Annotated in this window: 17 protein-coding genes; 9 read left to right on the top strand and 8 right to left on the bottom strand. The window is 68.9% G+C overall.

What is annotated here, in order from left to right; all coding sequences use genetic code 11:
• Positions 1-6: 6 nt before the first annotated feature.
• Entirely contained in the window at positions 7-687 is a 681-nt protein-coding gene (locus IG196_RS27645; RefSeq protein ID WP_192193863.1) for a TetR/AcrR family transcriptional regulator, read from the bottom strand.
• Between the two features lie 85 nt (positions 688-772).
• Between IG196_RS27645 and IG196_RS27640 the strand changes: the two genes are divergently transcribed.
• From IG196_RS27640 to IG196_RS27625, 4 genes are all read left to right on the top strand, one after another.
• Positions 773-2,416, top strand: a complete 1,644-nt coding sequence (locus IG196_RS27640) for an AMP-binding protein (RefSeq protein ID WP_225616829.1) — start codon at positions 773-775, stop codon at positions 2,414-2,416.
• A gap of 16 nt (positions 2,417-2,432) precedes the next feature.
• Positions 2,433-5,738, top strand: coding sequence for a carboxyl transferase domain-containing protein (locus IG196_RS27635; protein WP_192193862.1), 3,306 nt, complete (start codon positions 2,433-2,435; stop codon positions 5,736-5,738).
• 66 nt (positions 5,739-5,804) lie between these two features.
• Positions 5,805-7,139 carry a GDSL-type esterase/lipase family protein gene (locus IG196_RS27630; protein WP_225616828.1) on the top strand — a complete coding sequence of 445 codons (1,335 nt, stop codon included), beginning with the start codon at positions 5,805-5,807 and terminating at the stop codon, positions 7,137-7,139.
• A 112-nt stretch (positions 7,140-7,251) separates the two neighbouring features.
• Positions 7,252-7,623 (top strand): YXWGXW repeat-containing protein, encoded by a 372-nt coding sequence (locus IG196_RS27625; RefSeq protein ID WP_192193861.1) that lies wholly within the window; start codon positions 7,252-7,254, stop codon positions 7,621-7,623.
• Between the two features lie 31 nt (positions 7,624-7,654).
• Here IG196_RS27625 and IG196_RS27620 read toward each other — a convergent pair whose 3' ends face one another.
• Positions 7,655-8,896, bottom strand: coding sequence for a S1 family peptidase (locus IG196_RS27620; RefSeq protein ID WP_192193860.1), 1,242 nt, complete (start codon positions 8,894-8,896; stop codon positions 7,655-7,657).
• A gap of 22 nt (positions 8,897-8,918) precedes the next feature.
• Positions 8,919-9,776 carry a formyltetrahydrofolate deformylase gene (purU, locus tag IG196_RS27615; protein ID WP_192193859.1) on the bottom strand — a complete coding sequence of 286 codons (858 nt, stop codon included), beginning with the start codon at positions 9,774-9,776 and terminating at the stop codon, positions 8,919-8,921.
• A gap of 70 nt (positions 9,777-9,846) precedes the next feature.
• Here purU and IG196_RS27610 point away from each other — a divergent pair, with 70 nt between their 5' ends.
• Positions 9,847-11,181: an aminotransferase class III-fold pyridoxal phosphate-dependent enzyme gene (locus IG196_RS27610; protein ID WP_192193858.1), complete on the top strand. Its 1,335-nt coding sequence runs from the start codon at positions 9,847-9,849 to the stop codon at positions 11,179-11,181.
• On the opposite strand, the gene IG196_RS27605 is transcribed toward IG196_RS27610, so the two are convergent.
• Positions 11,165-11,938, bottom strand: a complete 774-nt coding sequence (locus IG196_RS27605; RefSeq protein ID WP_225616827.1) for a ChaN family lipoprotein — start codon at positions 11,936-11,938, stop codon at positions 11,165-11,167. The two genes, IG196_RS27610 and IG196_RS27605, sit on opposite strands and share 17 nt — an antisense overlap.
• A 120-nt stretch (positions 11,939-12,058) precedes the next feature.
• Here IG196_RS27605 and IG196_RS27600 point away from each other — a divergent pair, with 120 nt between their 5' ends.
• Positions 12,059-13,114, top strand: a complete 1,056-nt coding sequence (locus IG196_RS27600; RefSeq protein WP_101493881.1) for an AbrB family transcriptional regulator — start codon at positions 12,059-12,061, stop codon at positions 13,112-13,114.
• A gap of 128 nt (positions 13,115-13,242) precedes the next feature.
• Here the strand turns inward: IG196_RS27600 and IG196_RS27595 are convergent, their stop codons facing one another.
• From IG196_RS27595 to IG196_RS27585, 3 genes are all read right to left on the bottom strand, one after another.
• On the bottom strand, positions 13,243-14,688 hold the full coding sequence (locus IG196_RS27595) for an IS1182 family transposase (protein WP_225616826.1): 1,446 nt from the start codon (positions 14,686-14,688) through the stop codon (positions 13,243-13,245).
• Between the two features lie 124 nt (positions 14,689-14,812).
• Positions 14,813-15,094, bottom strand: coding sequence for a DUF3567 domain-containing protein (locus tag IG196_RS27590; protein ID WP_056577200.1), 282 nt, complete (start codon positions 15,092-15,094; stop codon positions 14,813-14,815).
• Positions 15,095-15,203: 109 nt separating this feature from the next.
• The gene (locus IG196_RS27585; protein WP_192193855.1) at positions 15,204-16,376 is read right to left on the bottom strand and encodes a DUF3108 domain-containing protein; all 1,173 of its coding nucleotides are present in this window, start codon (positions 16,374-16,376) and stop codon (positions 15,204-15,206) included.
• 121 nt (positions 16,377-16,497) lie between these two features.
• Between IG196_RS27585 and IG196_RS27580 the strand changes: the two genes are divergently transcribed.
• From IG196_RS27580 to IG196_RS27570, 3 genes are all read left to right on the top strand, one after another.
• Positions 16,498-17,544 (top strand): fumarylacetoacetate hydrolase family protein, encoded by a 1,047-nt coding sequence (locus IG196_RS27580; protein WP_192193854.1) that lies wholly within the window; start codon positions 16,498-16,500, stop codon positions 17,542-17,544.
• Between the two features lie 192 nt (positions 17,545-17,736).
• Positions 17,737-18,003, top strand: coding sequence for a helix-turn-helix domain-containing protein (locus IG196_RS27575; protein WP_192193853.1), 267 nt, complete (start codon positions 17,737-17,739; stop codon positions 18,001-18,003).
• Positions 18,000-19,256 (top strand): HipA domain-containing protein, encoded by a 1,257-nt coding sequence (locus IG196_RS27570; RefSeq protein ID WP_192193852.1) that lies wholly within the window; start codon positions 18,000-18,002, stop codon positions 19,254-19,256. The genes IG196_RS27575 and IG196_RS27570 overlap by 4 nt, the downstream gene beginning before the upstream one ends.
• 19 nt (positions 19,257-19,275) lie before the next feature.
• Here IG196_RS27570 and IG196_RS27565 read toward each other — a convergent pair whose 3' ends face one another.
• A complete protein-coding gene (locus tag IG196_RS27565; protein WP_192193851.1) occupies positions 19,276-20,064 on the bottom strand; it encodes a helix-turn-helix transcriptional regulator in 789 nt (262 codons plus the stop codon).
• Positions 20,065-20,125: the final 61 nt, after the last annotated feature.

The raw sequence follows: 20,125 nt of genomic DNA, 5'->3' as shown, positions 1-20,125 counted from the left end.
ACGGAATCAGTGCGTCGCGCGCAGCCCGATCACGCGGCTGGCCAGCTTCGTGAGCTGCGCCACCACCTCGTCGGGCGAGAGGCGCCCGCCGGGGCGGTACCAGCTGTAGAGAAAGCCCGGCAGGCTGCAGGCCGCGAGCGCGGTGATCTTGGTCTCGTCGAAGTCGAGGTCGCCGTCGCGCCGGGCTTCTTCGAGCAGCGGGCACAGCAGGTCGTAGAAGTGGTGCGCGAGCTTCTTCTGCGCTTCGAGGTATTCGGGCCGGTACACCTGCGGCTCGCGGTACGCGAAGAAGGCCACCGGGTGGTGCGCGATGGTGGCGCGGATCAGCCCCTCGATGCCCTCCATCACCTTCTCGCTCGCGCGGCGCGGGTTGGTGGCGGCGAAGTCGAGCGCGGTGAAACAGTCGACCGCGGGGCGCCACGACAGCGTCTCGAAGATCTCCTGCTTGTCGCGGAAGTAGTAGTACACGAAGGGCTTGGTCACGCCCAGCTCGCGCACGATCTGCGCCATGGTCGTGTTGGCGTAGCCCTGCGTCGCAAAGAGCTGCGCCGCCGCCTGCAGGATGCGCTCGCGCTGCAGGTCGGTGCCCTGCGTGGCCGCGCGCTGGCGGCCCGTGCCCTGCGGAAGATGCGGTTGCGCTGCATGCGTGGCAGAGGGTTTGTTCGGTGTCGCGGAAGTTATACCCATGGGTAGGATTGTTCGTGCACGATGCCGCATTGGCAAGCGCCGGCCCTGCGCAGGCGGCTATCGATAACCCTGAGAAAGTGACGCCATGGAGACAACGCCCGCCACCCCCGCACGTCTGAAAGAGCTGCCGCCTCGCGTGCAGCAGCCGCTGCACGCCTACCTGCGCGACCACGCACGCACGCGCGGCGACGCCGCCGCCTGCCTCTGGTACGGCCGGGCCCTGAGCTGGGCCGAGCTCGATCGCGCGAGCGACGCCTTCGCCGCGCGCCTGCAGGCCCTGGGCGTGGCCAAGGGCGAGCCCGTGGTGCTGTTCCTCAACAACTGCCCGCAGTACCTCGTGGCGCACTTCGGCATCCAGAAGATCGGCGCCATCGTCTGCCCGAGCGGGCCGCTCAACAAGGAGCACGAGCTGGCCTACCAGGTCAACGACCTGAAGGCGCGCGTGATCGTCGCGGCCGCGCCGCTCCTGCCGGTGGTGCGCAAGGTGCAGGCCGAGAGCGCACTCGCGCATGTGTTCGTCGTGCACTACGCCGACCTGCTGCCCGCCGAGCCCACGCTCGACCTGCCGGCCGAACTCGCCGCCGAGCGCACGGCCGAACGCAGCGTGCCCGAAGGCTGCGAAGACTTCTTCGCCGTGATGCGCAGCAGCGCCACGCCGCAGCCCGTCGCCATCGACATGGAGGACATCGCGCTCATGACCTACACCTCGGGCACCACTGGCCTGCCCAAGGGCGCGATGCTCAGCTACGGCAACGCGCTCTACAAGACGCGCGCCGCGGCCGACTGCAACGGCGTGGGGCCGGACGACGTGCTGCTGTCGATCGCGCCGCTGTATCACATCGCCGGCATGCTCATGGGCGTCAACGTGCCCGTGCTCAGCGGCGCCGCCTCGGTGCTGCTGCACCGCTTCGACCCGCGCACCGTGCTGCAGGCCATTGCCACCTACAACGTCAGCTGGTGGTACAGCATCGCGCCGATGAACGTGGCCTGCATGCAGGTGCCCGACATCGCCCGCTTCGATCTGGCTAGCCTGAAGATGAACCCGGTGACCAGCTTCGGCATCGCCTTCACCGAACCGCTGGCCGCGCAGTGGCGCTCGCACGCGAACCACTGCAGCTCCTTCGAGGCCGCTTACGGCCTGAGCGAAACCCACACCTGCGACACCTACACGCCGCACGAAGCGCCGCGCTGGGGCACGCAGGGCGTGCCGGTGCCGGGCGTGACCATCCGCATCATCGACACCGAGACCCAGGCCGACATGCCCACGGGCGAAGTCGGCGAGATCGTGCTCACCAGCGCCGGCTCGTTCAAGGGCTACTGGAACAAGCCCGAGGCCACGGCCGCCACCTTGCGCAACGGCTGGGTGCACACGGGCGACATGGGCAAGCTCGACGCCGACGGCTACCTCACCTTCATCGGCCGCTTCAAGGAAATGATCAAGGTCTCGGGCTACAGCGTGTTCCCCGAAGAGGTCGAGACCATCCTCATCAAGCACCCGGCGGTGGCGCAGGCGGCCGTCATTGCGCAGCCCGATCCCGAGAAGGGCGAGGTCGTGAAGGCCTTCATCGTGCGCAAGCCCGGCGCCACGCTCGAGGCCGATGCGCTCGTGGCCTGGGCGCGCGAGAACATGGCGAGCTACAAGGCGCCGCGCGCCGTGAGCTTCATCGACGCACTGCCGACCACCGGCGCGGGCAAGGTGCTGCGCCGCCTGCTCAAAGACAAGACCTGAAAGAAAGGCCGACTGCGTGTTTTCCAAAGTTCTGATTGCCAACCGCGGCGAGATCGCCGTGCGCCTGGTGCGCGCGCTGCGCGACCTGGGCATCGCCAGCGTGGCGGTGCATGCGCGCGACGACGCGACCGCGCTCCATGTGCAGCTGGCCGACGTGGCGGTGGCGCTCGATGCGACCGGCCCCTCGGCCTACCTCGACGTGGCCGCGTTGATCGCCGTGGCGAAGGCGCAAGGCTGCGATGCAGTGCATCCCGGCTACGGTTTCCTCAGCGAACGCGCCGACTTCGCACAGGCCTGCGCCGACGCGGGCCTGGTCTTCATCGGCCCCACGCCGGAGCAGCTGGGCCTGTTCGGCGACAAGGCCCGCGCGCGTGAACTGGCCGCGCAATGCGATGTGCCCGTGATGCCCGGCAGCGCAGGCGCGGTGACGCTCGCGCAGGCCCAAGCCTTCTTCGCCGAGCAGCACGCGCAGGGCGCGGGGGTGATGGTCAAGGCGATCGGCGGCGGTGGCGGGCGCGGCATGCGTGCCGTGCTCACCGCCGACGAACTGCCCGAGGCGCACGCACGCTGCATGTCTGAAGCCAAGGCGGCGTTCGGCATCGAAGGCGTGTACGTCGAGCGCCTGATGCGCAACGCGCGGCACATCGAGGTGCAGGTGCTCAGTGACGGCCACGCCGTGGCCAGCCTCGGCGAGCGCGAGTGCACGCTGCAGCGCCGCTTCCAGAAGCTGGTGGAAATCGCGCCCAGCCCGTCGCTGCCCGAACCGCTGCGCGCGCAGGTCACGCAGGCCGCATTGCGCATGGCCAAGGCCGTGGGGTATCGCGGGCTCGGCACGTTCGAATTTCTGGTCGATGCCGCATCGGCCACCTTGCCTTTCGTCTTCATCGAAGCGAACCCGCGCCTGCAGGTCGAGCACACGGTGACCGAGGCGGTGACGGGGCTGGACCTCGTGCAGCTGCAGCTCGCCATCGCCTCGGGCGACACCTTGAGCACCCTCGGCGTGGAGGCCGATCGCACGGCGCCGCAGCGCGGCTTCGCGGTGCAGTGGCGCATCAACGCCGAGACGCTCGATGCGCAAGGCAACGCACGCCCCGCGGGCGGCACGCTCGCGCGCTTCGACCTGCCGGCCGGCCCCGGCGTGCGCGTCGACACGCACGGCTATGCGGGCCTGGCGCCTTCGCCGCACTACGACACGCTGCTGGCCAAGCTCATCGTGCATTCGCCGTCGCCACGTTTCGCGGACGCGCTGCGCCGCTCGCTGCGCGCGCTCGACGAATGCCACATCGACGGCATCGCCACCAACCTGCCGCTGCTGTGCGCCATTGCCGCGCGGCCCGAGTTCGCGACGCAGGCGGTGCACACGCGTTTTGTGGAAGCGCACCTGGGCGACCTGCTCGCCGACGCGAAGGCGTTTGAAAAGCACACGAAGAAGGTGACGGCGCCCGCCGTACCCGCATTGGCGAGCGCACCGGTGCAGGAAGAGGGCGAAGACGACGGCCTCACCGTCAAGGCGCCGATGCCTGCGAAGCTGGTGCAGTTCGAGGTCGCGGTGGGCGACGTGCTGCCCGCCGGCGCGCAGCTCGGCGTGCTCGAAGCCATGAAGATGGAGCACCTGCTGCATGCGCCCGTGGCCGGCCGCGTGCTCGCGCTGCTGGCCGCGCCCGGCGACTACCTCGTCGAAGGCCAGTCGTTGGTGCGGCTGGAGGCCGTCGATGCGCAGGGCGTCGAGGCGCAGGCGCGCATCGCGCACGACCTCGATGCGGTCCGCCCCGACCTGCAGAAGGTCATCGACCGCCACGCGCCCACGCTCGACGTCAACCGCAAGGCTGCGGTCGACAAGCGCCATGCGCAGGGCGGGCGCACCGCGCGAGAGAACATCGCCGACCTGTGCGACACGGCCGAAGACCCGGGCAGCTTCATCGAGTACGGCGCGCTCGCCATCGCCGCGCAGACGCGCCGCCGCTCGCTCGAAGACCTCATCGCCAACACGCCGGCCGACGGCATGGTGACGGGGCTGGGCAGCATCAACGCGAAGCAGTTCGGCCCGGAGAAGTCGCGCTGCGCCGTGCTCGCGTACGACTACACCGTGCTGGCCGGCACGCAGGGCATGCGCAACCACCACAAGACCGACCGGCTGCTCGCGGTGGCGCACCAGCTCAGGCTGCCGGTGGTGCTGTTCGCCGAAGGCGGGGGCGGGCGGCCGGGCGACACCGACATGCCGATCGTCGCGGGCCTGAACAACCACACCTTCAGCCAGTTCGCGGCGCTGTCGGGCAAGGTGCCCGTCGTGGGCATCGTGCACGGCCGCTGCTTCGCGGGCAACGCGGCGCTGCTGGGCTGCGCCGACGTGATCATCGCCACCAAGGGCAGCAACATCGGCATGAGCGGCCCCGCGATGATCGAAGGCGGCGGCCTGGGCACCTTCGCGCCCGAGCAGATCGGGCCGAGCAGCGTGCAGTCGCGCAACGGCGTGATCGACATCCTGGTGGAAGACGAAGCGGCCGCGGTTGCTGCGGCCAAGCAATACCTCTCGTACTTCCAGGGCCCGGTGAGCGACTGGCAGTGCGCCGACCCGCGCACGCTGCGCCACGTGGTGCCCGAGAACCGGCTGCGCGTGTACGACGTGCGCGCCGCGATGCGCGGCGTGGCCGACACCGGCTCGCTGCTCGAACTGCGCGCGGGCTTCGGCGCAGGCATCGTCACGGCGCTGGCGCGCATCGAGGGCAAGCCGGTCGGCCTCATGGCGAACAACCCGCACCACCTGGGCGGCGCGATCGACGTGGAGGCGGCCGACAAATCCGCGCGCTTCATGCAACTGTGCAATGCCCACGGGTTACCGATCGTGTCGTTGTGCGACACGCCCGGCTTCATGGTCGGGCCCGAGATCGAGGCGCAGGCGCAGGTGCGCCACGTGTGCCGCATGTTCATGGTGGCCTCGCATTTGCGCGTGCCTTTCTTCGCGGTGGTGCTGCGCAAGGGCTACGGCCTGGGCGCGCAGGCCATGACCGCCGGCGGCTTCGACGCGCCCGTGTTCACCGTGGCCTGGCCCACCGGCGAATTCGGCGCCATGGGCCTCGAAGGCGCGGTGCGACTGGGCTTTCGCAAGGAACTCGCGGCCGTGCCCGAGGGCGTGGAACGCGATGCGCTGTTCAAGCAATTGGTGGCGCAGCAGTACGCGAACGGCGAGGCGATCCACATGGCGCAGACGCTGGAGATCGATGCCGTGATCGATCCGGCCGACACGCGCAGCTGGCTGGTGCGCGGCCTGGCCTCGGCGACGCGGCCCGCCGCGGCAGCCTTGGCGTACGTCGACACTTGGTAACCGGGGGTTAGACCTCGTCACCGGCGCGGGCAAGGCGGCTCCGTACACTGGGCCGCTTTTGCACGCATGAACCTCCTTGCCCGCTGGCGCGCCGGTCTGCGCGACGCCGCTCTCTCCCCTGCACACTGGATGGCCGTTCTCGGCCTTGCGGTGCTGCTCGTGGGCGTGCAGGCGGTGTGGGCGAAGCAGGCCGAGCAGGCGGCGCGTCAGCCGGCCGAGGCGCGCTGGGTGGCGGGCTGGGCCGTGGCGGTGCTCGACTTTCGCGAGATGGCCGCGAACCCGCTCATGGCAGCGATGGGCGGCGCGCCGGACACGCGCGCGTTCCGTGCGCAGACGCTGCGCCAGGTGCTGCAGCCTTCGCTCGACGGCGAGCGCGTGCGCATCCGTTTTTCGAATCGCTTCGGCAAGACGCCGCTGCGCATCGCCGCGGCCAGCGTGGCGCTGGGCACGGGGACGGACGCCGTCTCGCCGGCCTCGCTGCGCACGCTGCGCTTCGGCGGGCGCGCCAGCACCACCATCGCGCCGGGCGCCGAAGCCTGGAGTGACGGCGTGGCGCTGAAGGTCGAGGCCGGGCAGTCGGTGGCGGTCAGCCTGTACCTGGACCGCACCACGCCGTTCGCCACGATGTACCTGATGGGCGCCGGCGGCGGCTGGCTGGCCGAGGGCAACGCGGTCATGGCGCCCAAGCTGCCGAAGGCTGCACCGCTGCCCATGAACCACATCGTGACCGGGCTCGACGTGCTCACCACGCAGCCGGTGCGCACCGTGGTCGCGTTCGGCGATTCGATCACCGCGGGCGGCGGCGAATCGGGCACGGGCGCCTACCCCGACATGCTCGCCACGCGGCTGCGCGACAGCCCGCAGGCGCACGAGGTGTCGGTGATCAACGCCGGCATCGGCGGCAACCGCCTGCTGGTCGACAGCATCGGCCCCAACGGTCTGTCGCGTTTTGCGCGCGACGTGCTGGGCCAGAGCGGCGTGACGCACGCGATCGTGCTGCTGGGCACCAACGACATCGGCCGCGCCGCGTTCGGCGGGCTGCCCGGCGTGGAAGTGGCGCCGCACGAAGTTCCCACTGCCGAGCGCATCACCGACGGCCTCGGCCAACTCGTGAAGCAGGCGCGCGCCAAGGGCGTGAAGGTGCTGCTGGGCACTGTGCCGCCGTTTGGCAACACACCCTACGCGACCGAGGCCAACGAGGCCATGCGCGAGGCCGTGAACCGCTGGGTGCGCAGCCGCCAGGACGTGGACGGCGTGATCGACTTCGACGCCGTGCTGCGCGACCCCACCGCGCCGCGTCAGCTGAATCCCACATTCGACAGCGGCGATCACCTGCATCCCAACCGCGCCGGCCACGCGGCCATGGCCGCGGCCATCGACCTGCGCGAACTGCAGGAATAAAGCACTCGCGCGGGCGAGAAACAGCTCTACACAAGATTTCGCGCACCGCTTACAGGCGGTTCACACGGCCCCGGCAGCATGAAAGCTCCTCCAACAACCATGGGGCTTTCTCATGAAAACACTTGCAGTTGCTCTTTCCATCGGTGCCGCCTCGTTGCTGTCCATGGGCGCCCTGACCGTTCCCACGGCCGCGCAGGCACAAGCAGTGATCATCCAGGGGCCGCCGCCCGAGCCGCGCTACGAGCGCATGCCGCCACCGCGTCGCGGCTACGTGTGGTCGCCGGGTCACTACGAGTGGCGCGGCGGTCGCCATGTGTGGGTGCGCGGCATGTACGTGCGTGCGCGCCCAGGCTATGCCTACCGTCCGCCGGAATGGCGCGAGAACAATGGCCGCTGGGAATACAACCGCGGCCGCTGGGACCGTGACGGCGATGGCGTGCCGAACCGCGATGACCGGCGTCCGGACAACCCGTACCGCAATTGATTGACAGGCAGCGCGCGGCGCGCTGCCCCGGTCAGCGCAGGCTCACCAGCTCGAGCACTTCGCTGACCTGGAACGCGCCGCCGCTCGCGCCGCCGCGCGTCTGCACCTCGAAGCGGACGACGCGGCCCACTTCCGGCGAGAACCACACGCTGGCGCGGTAGGTTCCGAACTGGTTGCCGCTCCAGGCGCCCGCGTTCGCGAAGCGCTGGGTGTAGCCCCGGTAGTTGATCTTCACCACCTTGAGTTCGCGGCCGTCGAACGGCAGCGTGGCCGCGTCGTCCACCACGCTGGCGCGCAGGTCCATCTTGATGCGCGTGCCGCCCATGGTGGTGTCGTATTCCGTGGCCCAGGCCGCGTCGGGCTCCAGGCTCGGCCGGGCCCAGCCGCCCGGCGGCATGACGGCGTCGAACTCGCCGGCCACGGCTGTCGTGACGCTGACGACCTCGCCGCCCGGCTTCTCGACATAGCCGCCGTTGTTGAAGCTGAGACGGTCGTCGGTGGTGGTGGCCGCGTCCGCACGGTAGATCACCTTGCGATGCGTGTTGGTGAGGCGGTCGTGCAGCTGGTACTCCACGATGTTCGGGCGCAGCAGCGAAGTCGGCGCGGGCTGTGCCGCCAGGCGATCGAGGGCGCGTTGGCCGCGCGTCGGCAGTTCCGCGATCCACGCGGCCGGCAGGGCGAGGGTCGCCGGGGCCGAGCCGCCGACGAGTCCCACGAGGCGACCTTGTGCATCGAACAGGCCGGCACCCGCCAGGCCTGCTTCGGTCGGCGTGGCCAGTTGCAGCGATTCGAGCGCGCCCGCGGCATTGCGGCGCACGCCGCCGAGCATGGAAATGCCGAGCGTCAACTCACGGCCGCGCGGCGATCCGATGACATACAGCGGCGCGCCGACCTGCAGCGCGCCCGCGGGCACGACGCCCAGCGTCGGCGACACGAGGTTCGCGATGCGCAGCTGGCACAGGTCGCGTTCGACATCGGGAAGCTCCAGCACCGCGCCGTAGCTCATGTTGTCGCGGCGCAGCACCACGGCACTCGCCTTGGCCAGCAGCTTGCAACTGGTGACGGCCGTGCCCGGGCCGGTGACCACCGCGCTGCCGGTGGCCAGGAGCTTGCCCTGGGCGTCGCTGGCCTGCACGACCCAGACGCTGGGCGAGACGCGCGCGAACAGCGCGTCGGGCGCCAGCGGGGCGCCGCCGGCGCGTGCGTCCTGGGCGAAAGTGGCGGGCGCTGCCAGAGCGGCAGCGAGGGCAAAAAGCGAGAGCTGCAGGCGCATCTGGGAGCGGCGGTTGGGTTGGTTAGCGGAAAACGACCGTGCGGTGGCCGTTCAGCAGCACGCGGTGTTCGCTGTGCCACTTCACGGCGCGGGCCAGCACCTGGCTCTCGGTGTCGCGGCCACGGGCCGTGAGGTCTTCGACCGTGTCGGTGTGGTCGGCGCGGGCCACGTCCTGCTCGATGATCGGGCCTTCGTCGAGGTCGGCTGTCACGTAGTGGGCGGTGGCGCCGATCAGCTTCACGCCGCGGTCGTGTGCCTGGTAGTAGGGCTTGGCGCCCTTGAAGCTGGGCAGGAACGAGTGGTGGATGTTGATCGCGCGGCCGGCCAGGCTCTTGCACAGGTCGTTGCTCAAAATCTGCATGTAGCGCGCGAGCACCACGAGTTCGGCACCCTCGGCCTCGATGATCTCCAGCTGCTTCGCTTCGGCCTGCGCCTTGGTCGCGCCCGTCACCGGAATGTGGTGGAAGGGCACGTTGTAGCTGGCGGCCAGTTGGTAGAAGTCGCGGTGGTTCGAGATGATGGCGCGCACGTCGATCGACAGCAGGCCGCTCTTCCAGCGGAACAGCAGGTCGTTCAGGCAGTGGCCTTCCTTGCTGACCAGGATCACGGTCTTCATCGGCTGGGCGGCGGCGTGCAGCTGCAGGCTCATGCCGAAGCCGGTGGCGAAGGTCTTCAACTCTTCGCGCAGCACGGCTTCGCTGTGGTCGCCGCAGGCGAAGCGCACGCGCATGAAGAACAGGCCGGTGCCGTGGTCGTTGTATTGGGCGGCCTCTTCGATGTTGGCGCCGCGCTCGAGCAGGAAGCCCGAAACGGCGTGCACGATGCCCGTCCGGTCGGGACAGGAGAGGTTCAGGATGTAGGCGGGCGTTGGGGTCGTCATCAGGGGCGTAATTGTGGCAGGGGTGCCAGAATCGCGATTTTGCTCGACCACATCACCGCAGGAGCGAGACATGGCCTTCCAGGACTTCAACATGGACAACCAGTGGTTGCCCTTCACGCCCAACCGCCATTTCAAGAAAGACCCGCGGGTTTTCGTGGCGGCCGACGGCATGACGTTCACCACGCACGACGGCAAGAAGGTCGTCGACGGCATCTCGTCGCTGTGGTGCGTGGGCGCGGGCCACAACCGCAAGCCGATCAACGAGGCGATCAAGAAGCAGCTGGACACGCTGGACTACGCCACCGCCTTCCAGGTCAGCAACGACAAGGCCTTCAAGGCGGCCGAGATGATCGCCGCGCTGGCCCCGGGCGACCTGAACAAGGTGCTGTTCTGCAACTCGGGCTCCGAGGCCGCCGACACCTCGATGAAGGTGGCGCTGGCCTACCACCGCGCGCGCGGCGAAGGCCACCGCAACGTGTTCATCGGCCGCGAGAAGGGCTACCACGGCGTGGGCTTCGGCGGCATGTCGGTGGGCGGCATTCCGGGCAACCGCAAGGTGTTCGGTTCGGCCTTCTTGCCGCGCGTGGACCACATGCGCTTCATCCATGACCCGGTGAACCATGCCTACATCCACAACCAGGAGCCGGTGTGGGCCGAAGACCCGCTGCTCGAGCTTGAAAACCGCATCCTGCCGCTGCACGACCCGAGCAACATCGCCGCGATCATCGTGGAGCCGGTGGCCGGTTCGGCCGGCTGGTACCTGGGGCCGCAGGGCTACCTGAAGCGCCTGCGCGAGATCTGCGACAAGCACGGCATCCTGCTGATCTTCGACGAGGTCATCACCGGTTTCGGGCGCATGGGCACCAACTTTGCGTCCGACTTCTTCGGCGTCGTGCCCGACATGTTGAACTTCGCCAAGTGCGTGACCAACGGCGTGATTCCGCTGGGCGGCGTGATCTGCCGCGACAAGCTCTACGACGCGATGATGAAGACCGACGCGCCCGAACACGTGGTCGAGTTCTTCCACGGCTACACCTACTCGGGCCACCCGGTGGCCTGCGCGGCGGCGGTGGCCACGCTCGATCTCTACAAGGAAGAAAACCTGTTCGCGCGCGCCGGCGAAATGGGCAAGGTGCTGGGCGATGCCTTCCACAGCACCTTCAAAGGCCTGCCGAACGTGATCGGCATCCGCAGCCTGGGGCTGGCCGCGGCGGTGGAGCTGGCGCCCATCGCCGGTTCACCGGGCAAGCGGGCCTACGACGTGTTCCTCGACTGCTTCCACAAGGGCGCACTGGTGCGTGCCGCGGGCGACGTGCTGGTGATTGCGCCGCCCTACATCGTGGAAAAGCAGCACATCGACACGCTGGTCAACACGCTGGCGGACTCGATCAAGAAGTTCGCTTGAGCACGCCCGCGCAGTAGTCCACCGGCGGCAGCGCCGGTGTGCGCCAGGTGGCGTCGTAGGCGGCGGTGTCGTCTTCGGCCGAACCGCCGGCCTGCAGGTGGACGGTCTGCACCGACACATCCGTCGGCAGGTGCTGCGGCACGCCCAGCACCTTGGTGACGTGGCCCGCGCCCGCAATCAGCAGCACCGTCTTGCCTGGTTGGCGGGCCTTCATCACTGCCTGCGCCATGGCGCGGTCGCGCCCGACCTGGATGCGCGTCATCGGGCCGATCTGCGATTCGGGCAGCAGTTTGCAGTGGCCCTCGCGCACGGCCTCCTGCTGCATGGCGTAGGCCTCGCCGTTGAGCTGCACGTCGAGCGACACGTCGGCCATCGCGTCCTTCATGCGCGCACGCGGCAGGTTGGCGCCGACCACGGGCACGCCGGCGCGCACGGCCGCCATCACGGACGGGCCGTAGCGCGTCCAGGGCCAGGCCTTGTCGTTCCAGCCGAGAGCGGTCTGCACTTGCGCGTCGGTCGCGGTGGCGGGCAGGCGGGCGCTGCTGCGGCCTTCCTCGGCCATCTCGAGCGCCAGCGCGGCGAGCTGGCCACGCTCGGCCAGGGCCTGCACGGTCTCGCGTTCGAGGGCGTGGTGTTCGGGGGCGTCGTGCTGTTCGCCGAGCAGCAGGGCATCGGCCGGCAGCAGGGCGGCCACGCGGCGCGCGACGGGCGCTTCGGCGGACAGCGCGGCGCAGCCGGCGAGCAGGGCGGCTGCCATCAGCGGCGCAAGGAGTCGGGAAGCGCGGGAAGGGCGAGGAAGCATCCAGCCATACTATGCCCGGCGCCCTGCACCGGGCTGTCGTCCTTTTCCGCCGTTTGACGTCGTTTGTTCCTGCCCGTGTCGTTCCGATTTCTCTTCCGCGTGCTGGCCACGCTGCTGCTGGCGCTGGCCGCCGCCCTCGTGTGTGTCGCGCTGCACACCCCGCTGCCCTGGATGATCGGCCCGCTGTTCGCGGTGTCGCTGGCCTCGATCGCCGGCCTGCCGACCGCCAGCCACACGCCGCTGCGCAACATGGGGCAATGGGCCATCGGCATGGCACTGGGCCTGTATTTCACGCCGCAGGTGGTGACGCTGGTGGCCGGCGTGTGGTGGGCGATCTTGCTGGCCATCGGTTGGGCGCTGCTGCTGGGCTGGGCCTTCGGGCGCTGGCTGCACCGCGTGCATGCAGCGCGCATGCCGCATGTGCCAGCGAAATCCATGAGAGCCACGACTTACTTCGCAGGCGCCATCGGCGGTGCGTCGGAGATGACGCTGCTGGCTGAATCGGCGGGCGCGCGCACCGACCTGGTGGCCGCTGCGCACAGCCTGCGGCTGATGGTGGTGACGGTGACGATCCCGTTCGCGATGCAGTGGAGCGGGCTGCACGGCCTGGAGATCAACCCGCCCGGCGTGCGCGAGGTGAACCCGGCCGGGCTGGCCCTGCTGGTGCTGGCCACCGGCGTCGGCGGGCTGGTGATGCGGGCGCTGGGCCGCACCAATCCATGGTTCATGGGGCCGCTGCTGGTGGCGATGGGGCTCACGGTCGCGGGGCAGTCGCTGTCGGCGGTGCCGACCTGGCTGTCGAACACCGCGCAGTTGGTGATCGCCGTGAGCCTCGGCGTGCGCTTCAGCCGCGAGTTTTTGCACACGGCGCCGCGCTGGCTCGGTTCGGTGGCGCTGGGCACGGTCGGCATGCTGGTGCTGTGCGGCGGCGCGGCCTGGCTGCTGGCGTGGGCGACCGGGCTGCATCCGGCCACGATGATCCTGGGCACCTCGCCCGGCGGCATCGCCGAGATGTCGATCACGGCCAAGGTGCTGCAGCTGGGCGTGCCGGTGGTCACGGCCTTCCAGGTGTGCCGGCTGGTGGCGGTGCTGCTGATCGTGGGGCCGATGTACCGGTGGACCGAGCGCTGAGGGCCCGGGAGACAGGCAAAGAAAAAACCCGCCGAACAGGCTGTGTAAATAGTCTGCTGGCCGCTTAGATCGAGATGCCCCGCGAGAGCGGGGCATTTTTCATTGGGGCGAGCAAACGCCCAAGGGCCTCAGCCCCTGAGCGCCTGGTGCATCCAGGGCGCTCCCTTCATGTTGAACACCCGCTTGAGGTTGTAGGCCATCACCGCCAAGCTGAACTCCGCGCGCGCTCCACTGGTATGCCTCATCAGCAACCGGGCATTGCCCAGAATGAGGTGTTTGATACTGGCAAAGGGGTGTTCCACCGTCTGGCGCCTGAGCCCCATCATCCAGGGCTGAGCGGCCAGCCTGCTTGCATTGGCTTCGAGCGCCTCTTCGTACAGGTGGCGCGAGACGAAGCGCTGGCGCGCCGTGGTGCATTTGAGTTTCTGGGCACAGCCCGCGCAATCGCTCGGCTGTGCTGCATAGACCACCATCTTGTCCTTGCGCGAGAGCTGCTTGCGCTTTAGGGCACTGCCCGCCGGGCAGGTGAAGCTGTCGCTGGCCGGGTCATAGACGAAGGCGCTGCGCTGGTACAGGCTGCCGCCGCCCTGGTGGTTCACCGAACGCTCGCCCGCCACGTAGCTGGTGATGCCCTGGGCGTCCAAGGCTGCAATGTGCTCCCCATTGGCATAGCCCGCATCGGCCACCACCGAGCAGGGCTGCTGCAGCACCCGGCTGGCCGCCTCGGCCATGGGCTGCAACTGGCGCTGATCGTTCACCTCGCAGACCACCTCATGCGCCACGATCAGGTGGCTTTGCGTCTCCACCGCCGTTTGCAGGTTGTAGCCCGGCTGGCTGTTCAGGCTACGCATCGGGCGTGCTTCGGGCTCACCGCACACGACGGTGCTCGCGTCGCTGCGCAGGAGTTGCTGGGCTTGGTTGGCGATGGCTCGCCCCTGGGCCTTCAGTCGTTCCAAGGCCGCGCGCACTTCATCGGGCGTACCAGGACCATCGCCGGGCCCATCACCGCCCTGGTCATCCTCGCCGTCCCGGCTGTCCAGCAACCGCAGATAAGCCGCGATCTCCTGCGCATTGCGCTGTGCCTGTGCGGCCAGCTCACGCTGGCCCACCACCGCCTTGCGCGAGGCCACTGCCTGCACCTTGGAGCCATCAATGGCCACTGTCGATCCGCGGATCACCCGGCTGGCCCGCGCGAACTGCACGAAGGCCGCACAACTGGCCACCAGGGCCGCCGTGTTCTGGCGCCTGAACTCGGCGATGGTCTTGTGATCCGGGGCTAGGCGCCCCAGCAGCCACATGCACTCCACGTTGCGGTGGCACTCGCGCTCCAGGGCCCGCGAGGAACGGATCGCGCTCAGGTAGCCCCAGATGTACAGCCGCAGCAGATCGCCCGGGTCGTAGGGCGGTGTTCCCAGTCGCTGCGCCTGCGCCTTGGCAAAGCCCAGCGCCTTCAGGTCCAGCGCCTGCACCCAGGCGTCCACCACCCGAACCAGTGCGTCCTGGCCCACGAGCTCATCGAGCATCAGTGGGAACAACGTTGCCTGTCCCCGTGCCTGTCCGTATCGATGTCCCATTGGTCAGCCTCCAACGAAAAATGCCCCTCAGACAAACGCCTGAAGGGCACTTCTCGCGGACTCAGCGATGACTATTTACACAGACTGCGCGGGGCGCTTGTTTCGTTCAGGAGGGGCAGGCCGCTCAGTGCACCAGCACCGGCGTGTGCGCCAGCTCGGCGTAGCCTTCGAGCGTGTCCTCGACCTCTTCCTGCGTGGGCGTGTTCAGCTGCCACGCGGCGATCTGCTGCTGGAACAGCTCGGCCCAGGAGCCGTCGAGATACACCTCCTTGCCGGAGCGCTTGTCCACGATCTCGAAGCCGTGACGCTCCAGCACGGGGCCGTTGGGCTTCGTGCTCGGCTCGTCGCCGTCGTTCGGCTGGACGTGCACGACGACGAAGGACTCGGAGTCGTAAAGCATGTTCATGGCGGGCCCTGTGAGGATGTCGATGGCGTTCATGGAGTTTAGATAGCAATCAACGCGCCAGTTTCAAGAACAGTTGTCGTCGCGCTGTTGATATGTGAACCTTTTTGCCTCAATTCGCGGGCGGCTGGGGTAGGGGTTTGCGCAATTGGGCGTCAGCAAAATCACCATTTGCCTCGGTTTGCCGGATGCGCACGGGCAGATAACCGTACTGCGGCGCCAGCCAGAGTTCCAGTTTCCGGTCGAATTCCTTGCGCGGCGTGCGGGTGAGCTTGCGCGCGGTGAATTCGCCGGCCGGGAGGCTCAGCTGCTCCTCGTCGCCGACCTCGAAGACCCACACATCGCCGTCGCGCACGCCCACGGTCTGCACCGAGATTCGCGTGCCGGCGGGGTACCGCGTCGGGCTGGCCGCCAGCAGGCCGCCCAGCTGCATCATGACGCTCATGCGGTCCTGCGCGCCGGGCTGCAGGGGCACGGGCGGCGCGTTGTTGCTGAAGACGATCTGTCCCTGGTCGCGTACGAAATGCGAGGCGACCTCGGCTTTGCGGCTTTCCGAATAGCGTTCGGGTTCTAGGCCCGAGGGGCCGATCTTGCCGGTGCTGTGCCAGTTCAGCAGGGTGAAGAACACCGCCTTGAGCGATAGCCGCCCGTCGTAGCGGCTGCCGTCCTGCAGCCAGACCAGCTCGCCGAACACGCCGCGCTGCGGGGAGGCGCCCTTCTGGCCCGTGGCCTCGAAATCGAGCGTGACCGAGCCTGGAATCCGCAGCGCCTGGGTGCCGGCGATGGTGCCCGAGGCGCCGCTGCCGGCCGTGGTCGTGCCGCCCTGCGTGCCACCGGGCGTGGTGCCCGTGGCGGCGGCCGGGGCGCTGGCGGGCGTTGCCGGCGCTGTTGCTCCTGAATCTGTAGCGGCTTGCGCTGTCTGGTCGGGCGTTTCGGGGGGCGGCGTCTGTGTCGATGCTTCGGGCACAGGGGCTGGGGCCGGCTTGGTGCGGGGCACCGAGGCCTCGCGTGGGCGCTTGGGCTTGGCCGGTGGCGGCGGCTTGGCCGCGACCGGCGCGGCGGCCGGTGCCGCGGGCGCTTCCGCCGCGGGTGGCGCGATCACGATCGTGCGCGTGATGAACTTGCTGGCCAGCGGCGAGGGCTCCGGCCCGATGGCCATCGGCGCCAGTCCGAGCAGCAGCAGGTGCGCCAGCGCCACCAGCAGCGTCAGCCCCGCAAGCGCGCGCCAGGACGGGCGTCCGGGCAGGCCGAGGGACAGCGGTGGGGGCGCGACGTGCGTCGACATGGGTGTGTGGAGTGGGCCGCGGCGCCGAGGTTCACGAAGACCACTCGGTACACTGCCGCCCGTTCAACCAGTTTAGTGGGCGCCGCGCTGCGCCCCTGCTCCCTTAGCTCACGCCCGCATCATGAAACTCGCCACCCTGAAGGACGGCTCGCGCGACGGCCAGTTGGTCGTCGTCTCGCGCGACCTCACGCTCGCCCACTACGCCACCGGCATCGCCCACCGGCTGCAGCAGGTGCTGGACGACTGGGGCTTCATGAGCCCGCAGCTGCAGGACCTGTACGACGCGCTCAACCAGGGCCGCGCGCGCCACGCCTTCCCGTTCGACCCCGCCCAGTGCATGGCGCCGCTGCCGCGCGCCTACCAGTGGGCCGACGGCTCGGCCTACCTGAACCACGTCGAGCTGGTGCGCCAAGCGCGCAACGCCGAAGTGCCCGAGAGCTTCTACACCGACCCGCTCATGTACCAGGGCGGCAGCGACGATTTCCTGGGCCCGGTCGACGACGTGATCGTGCCCAGCGAAGCCATGGGCATCGACTTCGAGGCCGAGATCGCCGTCGTCACCGGCGACATCAAGATGGGGTCCACGCCCGACCAGGCGCTCGACGGCATCCGCCTCGTGATGCTGGCCAACGACGTGAGCCTGCGCAACCTCATCCCGGCCGAATTGGCCAAGGGCTTCGGCTTCTTCCAGAGCAAGCCCGCCACCGCCTTCAGCCCCGTGGCCGTCACGCTCGACGAGATCGGCGCGGCCTGGCAGGACGGGCGCGTGCACCTAGCGCTGCAAAGCACCTGGAACGGCCGCAAGGTCGGCCTGTGCGACGCCGGCCCCGAGATGACCTTCCACTTCGGCCAGCTCATCGCCCACATCGCCAAGACCCGCAACGTGCGCGCCGGCAGCATCGTCGGCAGCGGCACCGTGAGCAACAAGGGCGTCGAGAAAAACGGCCGCATGGAATGGCCCAAGGGCTACTCGTGCATCGCCGAGAAGCGCTGCATCGAAACCATCCAGGACGGCGCACCCGCCACCGACTTCATGAAGTTCGGCGACACGATTCGCATCGAGATGAAGGGGCTGGACGGGCGTTCGCTGTTCGGTGCGATCGATCAGGAGATCGTGTCGACAGCGGGGCGGGCGGTGGAGGCGCCGGTGTCTGGTGAAGGCGGGTGAGGAATCCGCTGGGGATTGAGAAATTGATCCCGTGGGATCAATTTCTATGAAATTGCTGAATATTTAATCATTTATGCCCTTGTGGGGGCATAAATGGTGCGCAACCTGCATTTGAGGAATTTGATCTCAAAAGATCAAATTTGACGAATTTGCCTATTCTATGAGCTAATATGCTCTCTTGAGGTCAAATTCATGAAGCTCACCCCTGACAGCCTTTCGGAACTGGCCCTGCGCCTCAAGGCGGAGCGCAGGCGCCAAGGCCTGTCCCGTGCGCAAGCCGCCGCGGTCTGCGGTGTCAGCACCTCGTTCATCCGCGATGCCGAAAGCGACCCCGGACGCTGTTCCCTGCTGAAGCTGCTGCTTCTCGGCTCCGGTCTGGGCCTGCAGGCGAGTTTCGACGGATGGCTGGGAGACGACCCCGGCGGTGACGCCGGGTCGCCGGACGGGAACGCCGAATGATCCGGTTGCGCGTCTGGGCCAACGCCCGTCCCATGGGATGGTTCGGCCACGCCGCTGCTGACTATTTCTTCGAATACGACGCGCAGTGGCTCGAACAGCCGGGCCGGCACGTGCTGGCGCCGCAGTTTCCGCTGGGCGCCGACCGGTACACCGGCAACGTGGTGCGTGTCTTTTTCGAGAACCTGCTCCCGGAAGGCGAAGCGCTCGAGGACATCGTCAGTGCCATCCACCTGCGAGGCGCGTCGTCCTTCGAACTGCTGGGGCGCCTGGGGGCTGAACTGCCCGGGGTGCTGTCGCTGTTGCCGGCCGATGCGCGGCCCGCACCGGCGCAGGAGTACCGACCGCTGACGTTCGAAGCGCTCAGCCACCGGCTGGCGGAGCGCGACCGCACGCCGCTGCTGGTGTCGAACGCCGAGGCGACCATGTCGCTGCCCGGCGCACAGGACAAGATCGGGCTGCGGTTCGATGCGAAGCAGATGCGGCTCAGCGACAGCGTGGGCGCGTCGCCGACCACGCACATCCTCAAGCCCGACACCCGGCAGGCGCGCTACCGGCCGAGTGCCATCAATGAACTGGCGTGCATGCAGCTGGCGCGCGCGCTCAAGCTGCCGGTGCCCGATGTCTGGATGCTGCGCGTCCCGGAAGCCGCTTACGTCGTTGCGCGCTACGACCGCGTGCTGGTCGCGGGCAACATCGTGAGCCTGCACCAGATCGACGGCTGTCAGCTGCTCGGACACGGACCCGCCTGGAAGTACGAGCGAAGCGGCGGGCTCGTGAGCTTGCCGTTGCTGGTCGAGGCGCTGCGCGGGCTGCGCGTGCGGGGCGCCGACCTGCTGCAGTTCCAGCGCTGGGTCATGTTCAATTTCCTGATCGGCAACGCCGACGCGCACGCGAAGAACGTGTCGGTGATCGTCGACGACCAGGGCTTTCGCCTCGCGCCGTTCTACGACCTGCTGTGCGTGCGCGCCTATGGCGACACCGGGCTGGCCCTTTTCATCGGCGACGACAAGACCTTCGACGCCGTCGGCCGCCACTCCTGGGAGGCGCTGTGCCAGGACTGCGGCTTTCGTCCGGTGGAAACACTCGAAGAGCTGCGCAAGATGGCGCGTGCACTGTTGCCGGCATGGCAGAAAGTCCGCGCCGCCATCGACCGCGCGCATGTGCCTGTCGAGGCGGAGGTGCGGGTGCTTGAAAAGATGACGCAGGTGTTCGAACTGCACGTGCGCCACGTGGCGTCGATGCTGGGCGGCTGAGCGCCACCGGCGACGCCGGTCAGGCGGCAGCCACCACGCCGCCCCGCAGCAACTCCTTCTGCGTCCGTATCCCCAACCGCCGGAACGCCCGGTACTGATGCGTGCGCACCGTGCTCAGCTCCACCCCCAGCGCGCGCGCCGTGTCCTTCGCGGTGCGGCCGGCCATCAGGTGGCCGATCACCTCGCGTTCGCGCAGGCTCAGCGTCAGCAGTCGCGAGGTGAGGGTGGGCGCGGCCGCTTCGTGCACGGCCGCCGCGCTGCGGCTGTGGGCGCTGGCGGCGTCGGCCAGCAGCGTGGCGTGGGCGGCGATGACGGCGAAGTCGGTCTCGCCGAACTCGGGCTGCGCCAGGCTGCGGTAGAAGCTCACCGCCACGCGCTGGCCGCTCGGGCGCAGCAGCAGCACCGAACTGCGCTCGCGGATGCCCACGTCGCCGTAACAGGCGGCGCGGTAGGCGGGGTCGGCCACTTCGTCGCCGTGCTGGTGGCCCATCCACAGCTGTGCGCGTTTCGGCAGCTTGCGCGCGGCCAGCCACGCCATGTTGGGGTCGAGCAGGTCGAAGCGCTGCGCCACGTAGCGCTCGGCGGTGCGCTCGGCCGTGTGGCCGTAGCTGCTCGCGGCCGAGACGGTCTCGATGCGGCCGGTGGCATCGACGCCGAACACGGTGCAGAAGGTGACGGGCATCACGCGGTGCATCGCCGCGAGGCAGCTGGCCGCCAGGTGCGGCGTGCCGATGCCCGCCAGCACGTCGCCGACGACGGCCGCTGACAGCTGCGCATCGGCGGCAGGGTGGAGGCGCCAGCGTTTCATGGGGTTTCGAAGGAGGACTAGGGTAAATACCTCCTACGAAGTTATGACATTGGCGCGGGCG

It is taken from the genome of Variovorax sp. 38R (genome assembly GCF_014843395.1).
In the GTDB taxonomy this organism is placed as follows: Bacteria; Pseudomonadota; Gammaproteobacteria; order Burkholderiales; family Burkholderiaceae_C; genus Variovorax; species Variovorax paradoxus_H.
This window is presented reverse-complemented; position numbering and strand designations above follow the sequence as displayed.

What these genes read in the sequence shown, in the direction of transcription:
- purU (WP_192193859.1), bottom strand. Translation starts at nt 9,776, where the DNA reads ATGACGACCCCAACGCCCGCCTACATCCTGAACCTCTCCTGTCCCGAC.
- IG196_RS27645 (WP_192193863.1), bottom strand. Translation starts at nt 687, where the DNA reads ATGGGTATAACTTCCGCGACACCGAACAAACCCTCTGCCACGCATGCA.
- IG196_RS27630 (WP_225616828.1), top strand. Translation starts at nt 5,805, where the DNA reads ATGAACCTCCTTGCCCGCTGGCGCGCCGGTCTGCGCGACGCCGCTCTC.
- IG196_RS27575 (WP_192193853.1), top strand. Translation starts at nt 17,737, where the DNA reads ATGAAGCTCACCCCTGACAGCCTTTCGGAACTGGCCCTGCGCCTCAAG.
- IG196_RS27590 (WP_056577200.1), bottom strand. Translation starts at nt 15,094, where the DNA reads ATGAACATGCTTTACGACTCCGAGTCCTTCGTCGTCGTGCACGTCCAG.
- IG196_RS27580 (WP_192193854.1), top strand. Translation starts at nt 16,498, where the DNA reads ATGAAACTCGCCACCCTGAAGGACGGCTCGCGCGACGGCCAGTTGGTC.
- IG196_RS27585 (WP_192193855.1), bottom strand. Translation starts at nt 16,376, where the DNA reads ATGTCGACGCACGTCGCGCCCCCACCGCTGTCCCTCGGCCTGCCCGGA.
- IG196_RS27640 (WP_225616829.1), top strand. Translation starts at nt 773, where the DNA reads ATGGAGACAACGCCCGCCACCCCCGCACGTCTGAAAGAGCTGCCGCCT.
- IG196_RS27610 (WP_192193858.1), top strand. Translation starts at nt 9,847, where the DNA reads ATGGCCTTCCAGGACTTCAACATGGACAACCAGTGGTTGCCCTTCACG.
- IG196_RS27565 (WP_192193851.1), bottom strand. Translation starts at nt 20,064, where the DNA reads ATGAAACGCTGGCGCCTCCACCCTGCCGCCGATGCGCAGCTGTCAGCG.
- IG196_RS27595 (WP_225616826.1), bottom strand. Translation starts at nt 14,688, where the DNA reads ATGGGACATCGATACGGACAGGCACGGGGACAGGCAACGTTGTTCCCA.
- IG196_RS27625 (WP_192193861.1), top strand. Translation starts at nt 7,252, where the DNA reads ATGAAAACACTTGCAGTTGCTCTTTCCATCGGTGCCGCCTCGTTGCTG.
- IG196_RS27620 (WP_192193860.1), bottom strand. Translation starts at nt 8,896, where the DNA reads ATGCGCCTGCAGCTCTCGCTTTTTGCCCTCGCTGCCGCTCTGGCAGCG.
- IG196_RS27605 (WP_225616827.1), bottom strand. Translation starts at nt 11,938, where the DNA reads ATGGCAGCCGCCCTGCTCGCCGGCTGCGCCGCGCTGTCCGCCGAAGCG.
- IG196_RS27570 (WP_192193852.1), top strand. Translation starts at nt 18,000, where the DNA reads ATGATCCGGTTGCGCGTCTGGGCCAACGCCCGTCCCATGGGATGGTTC.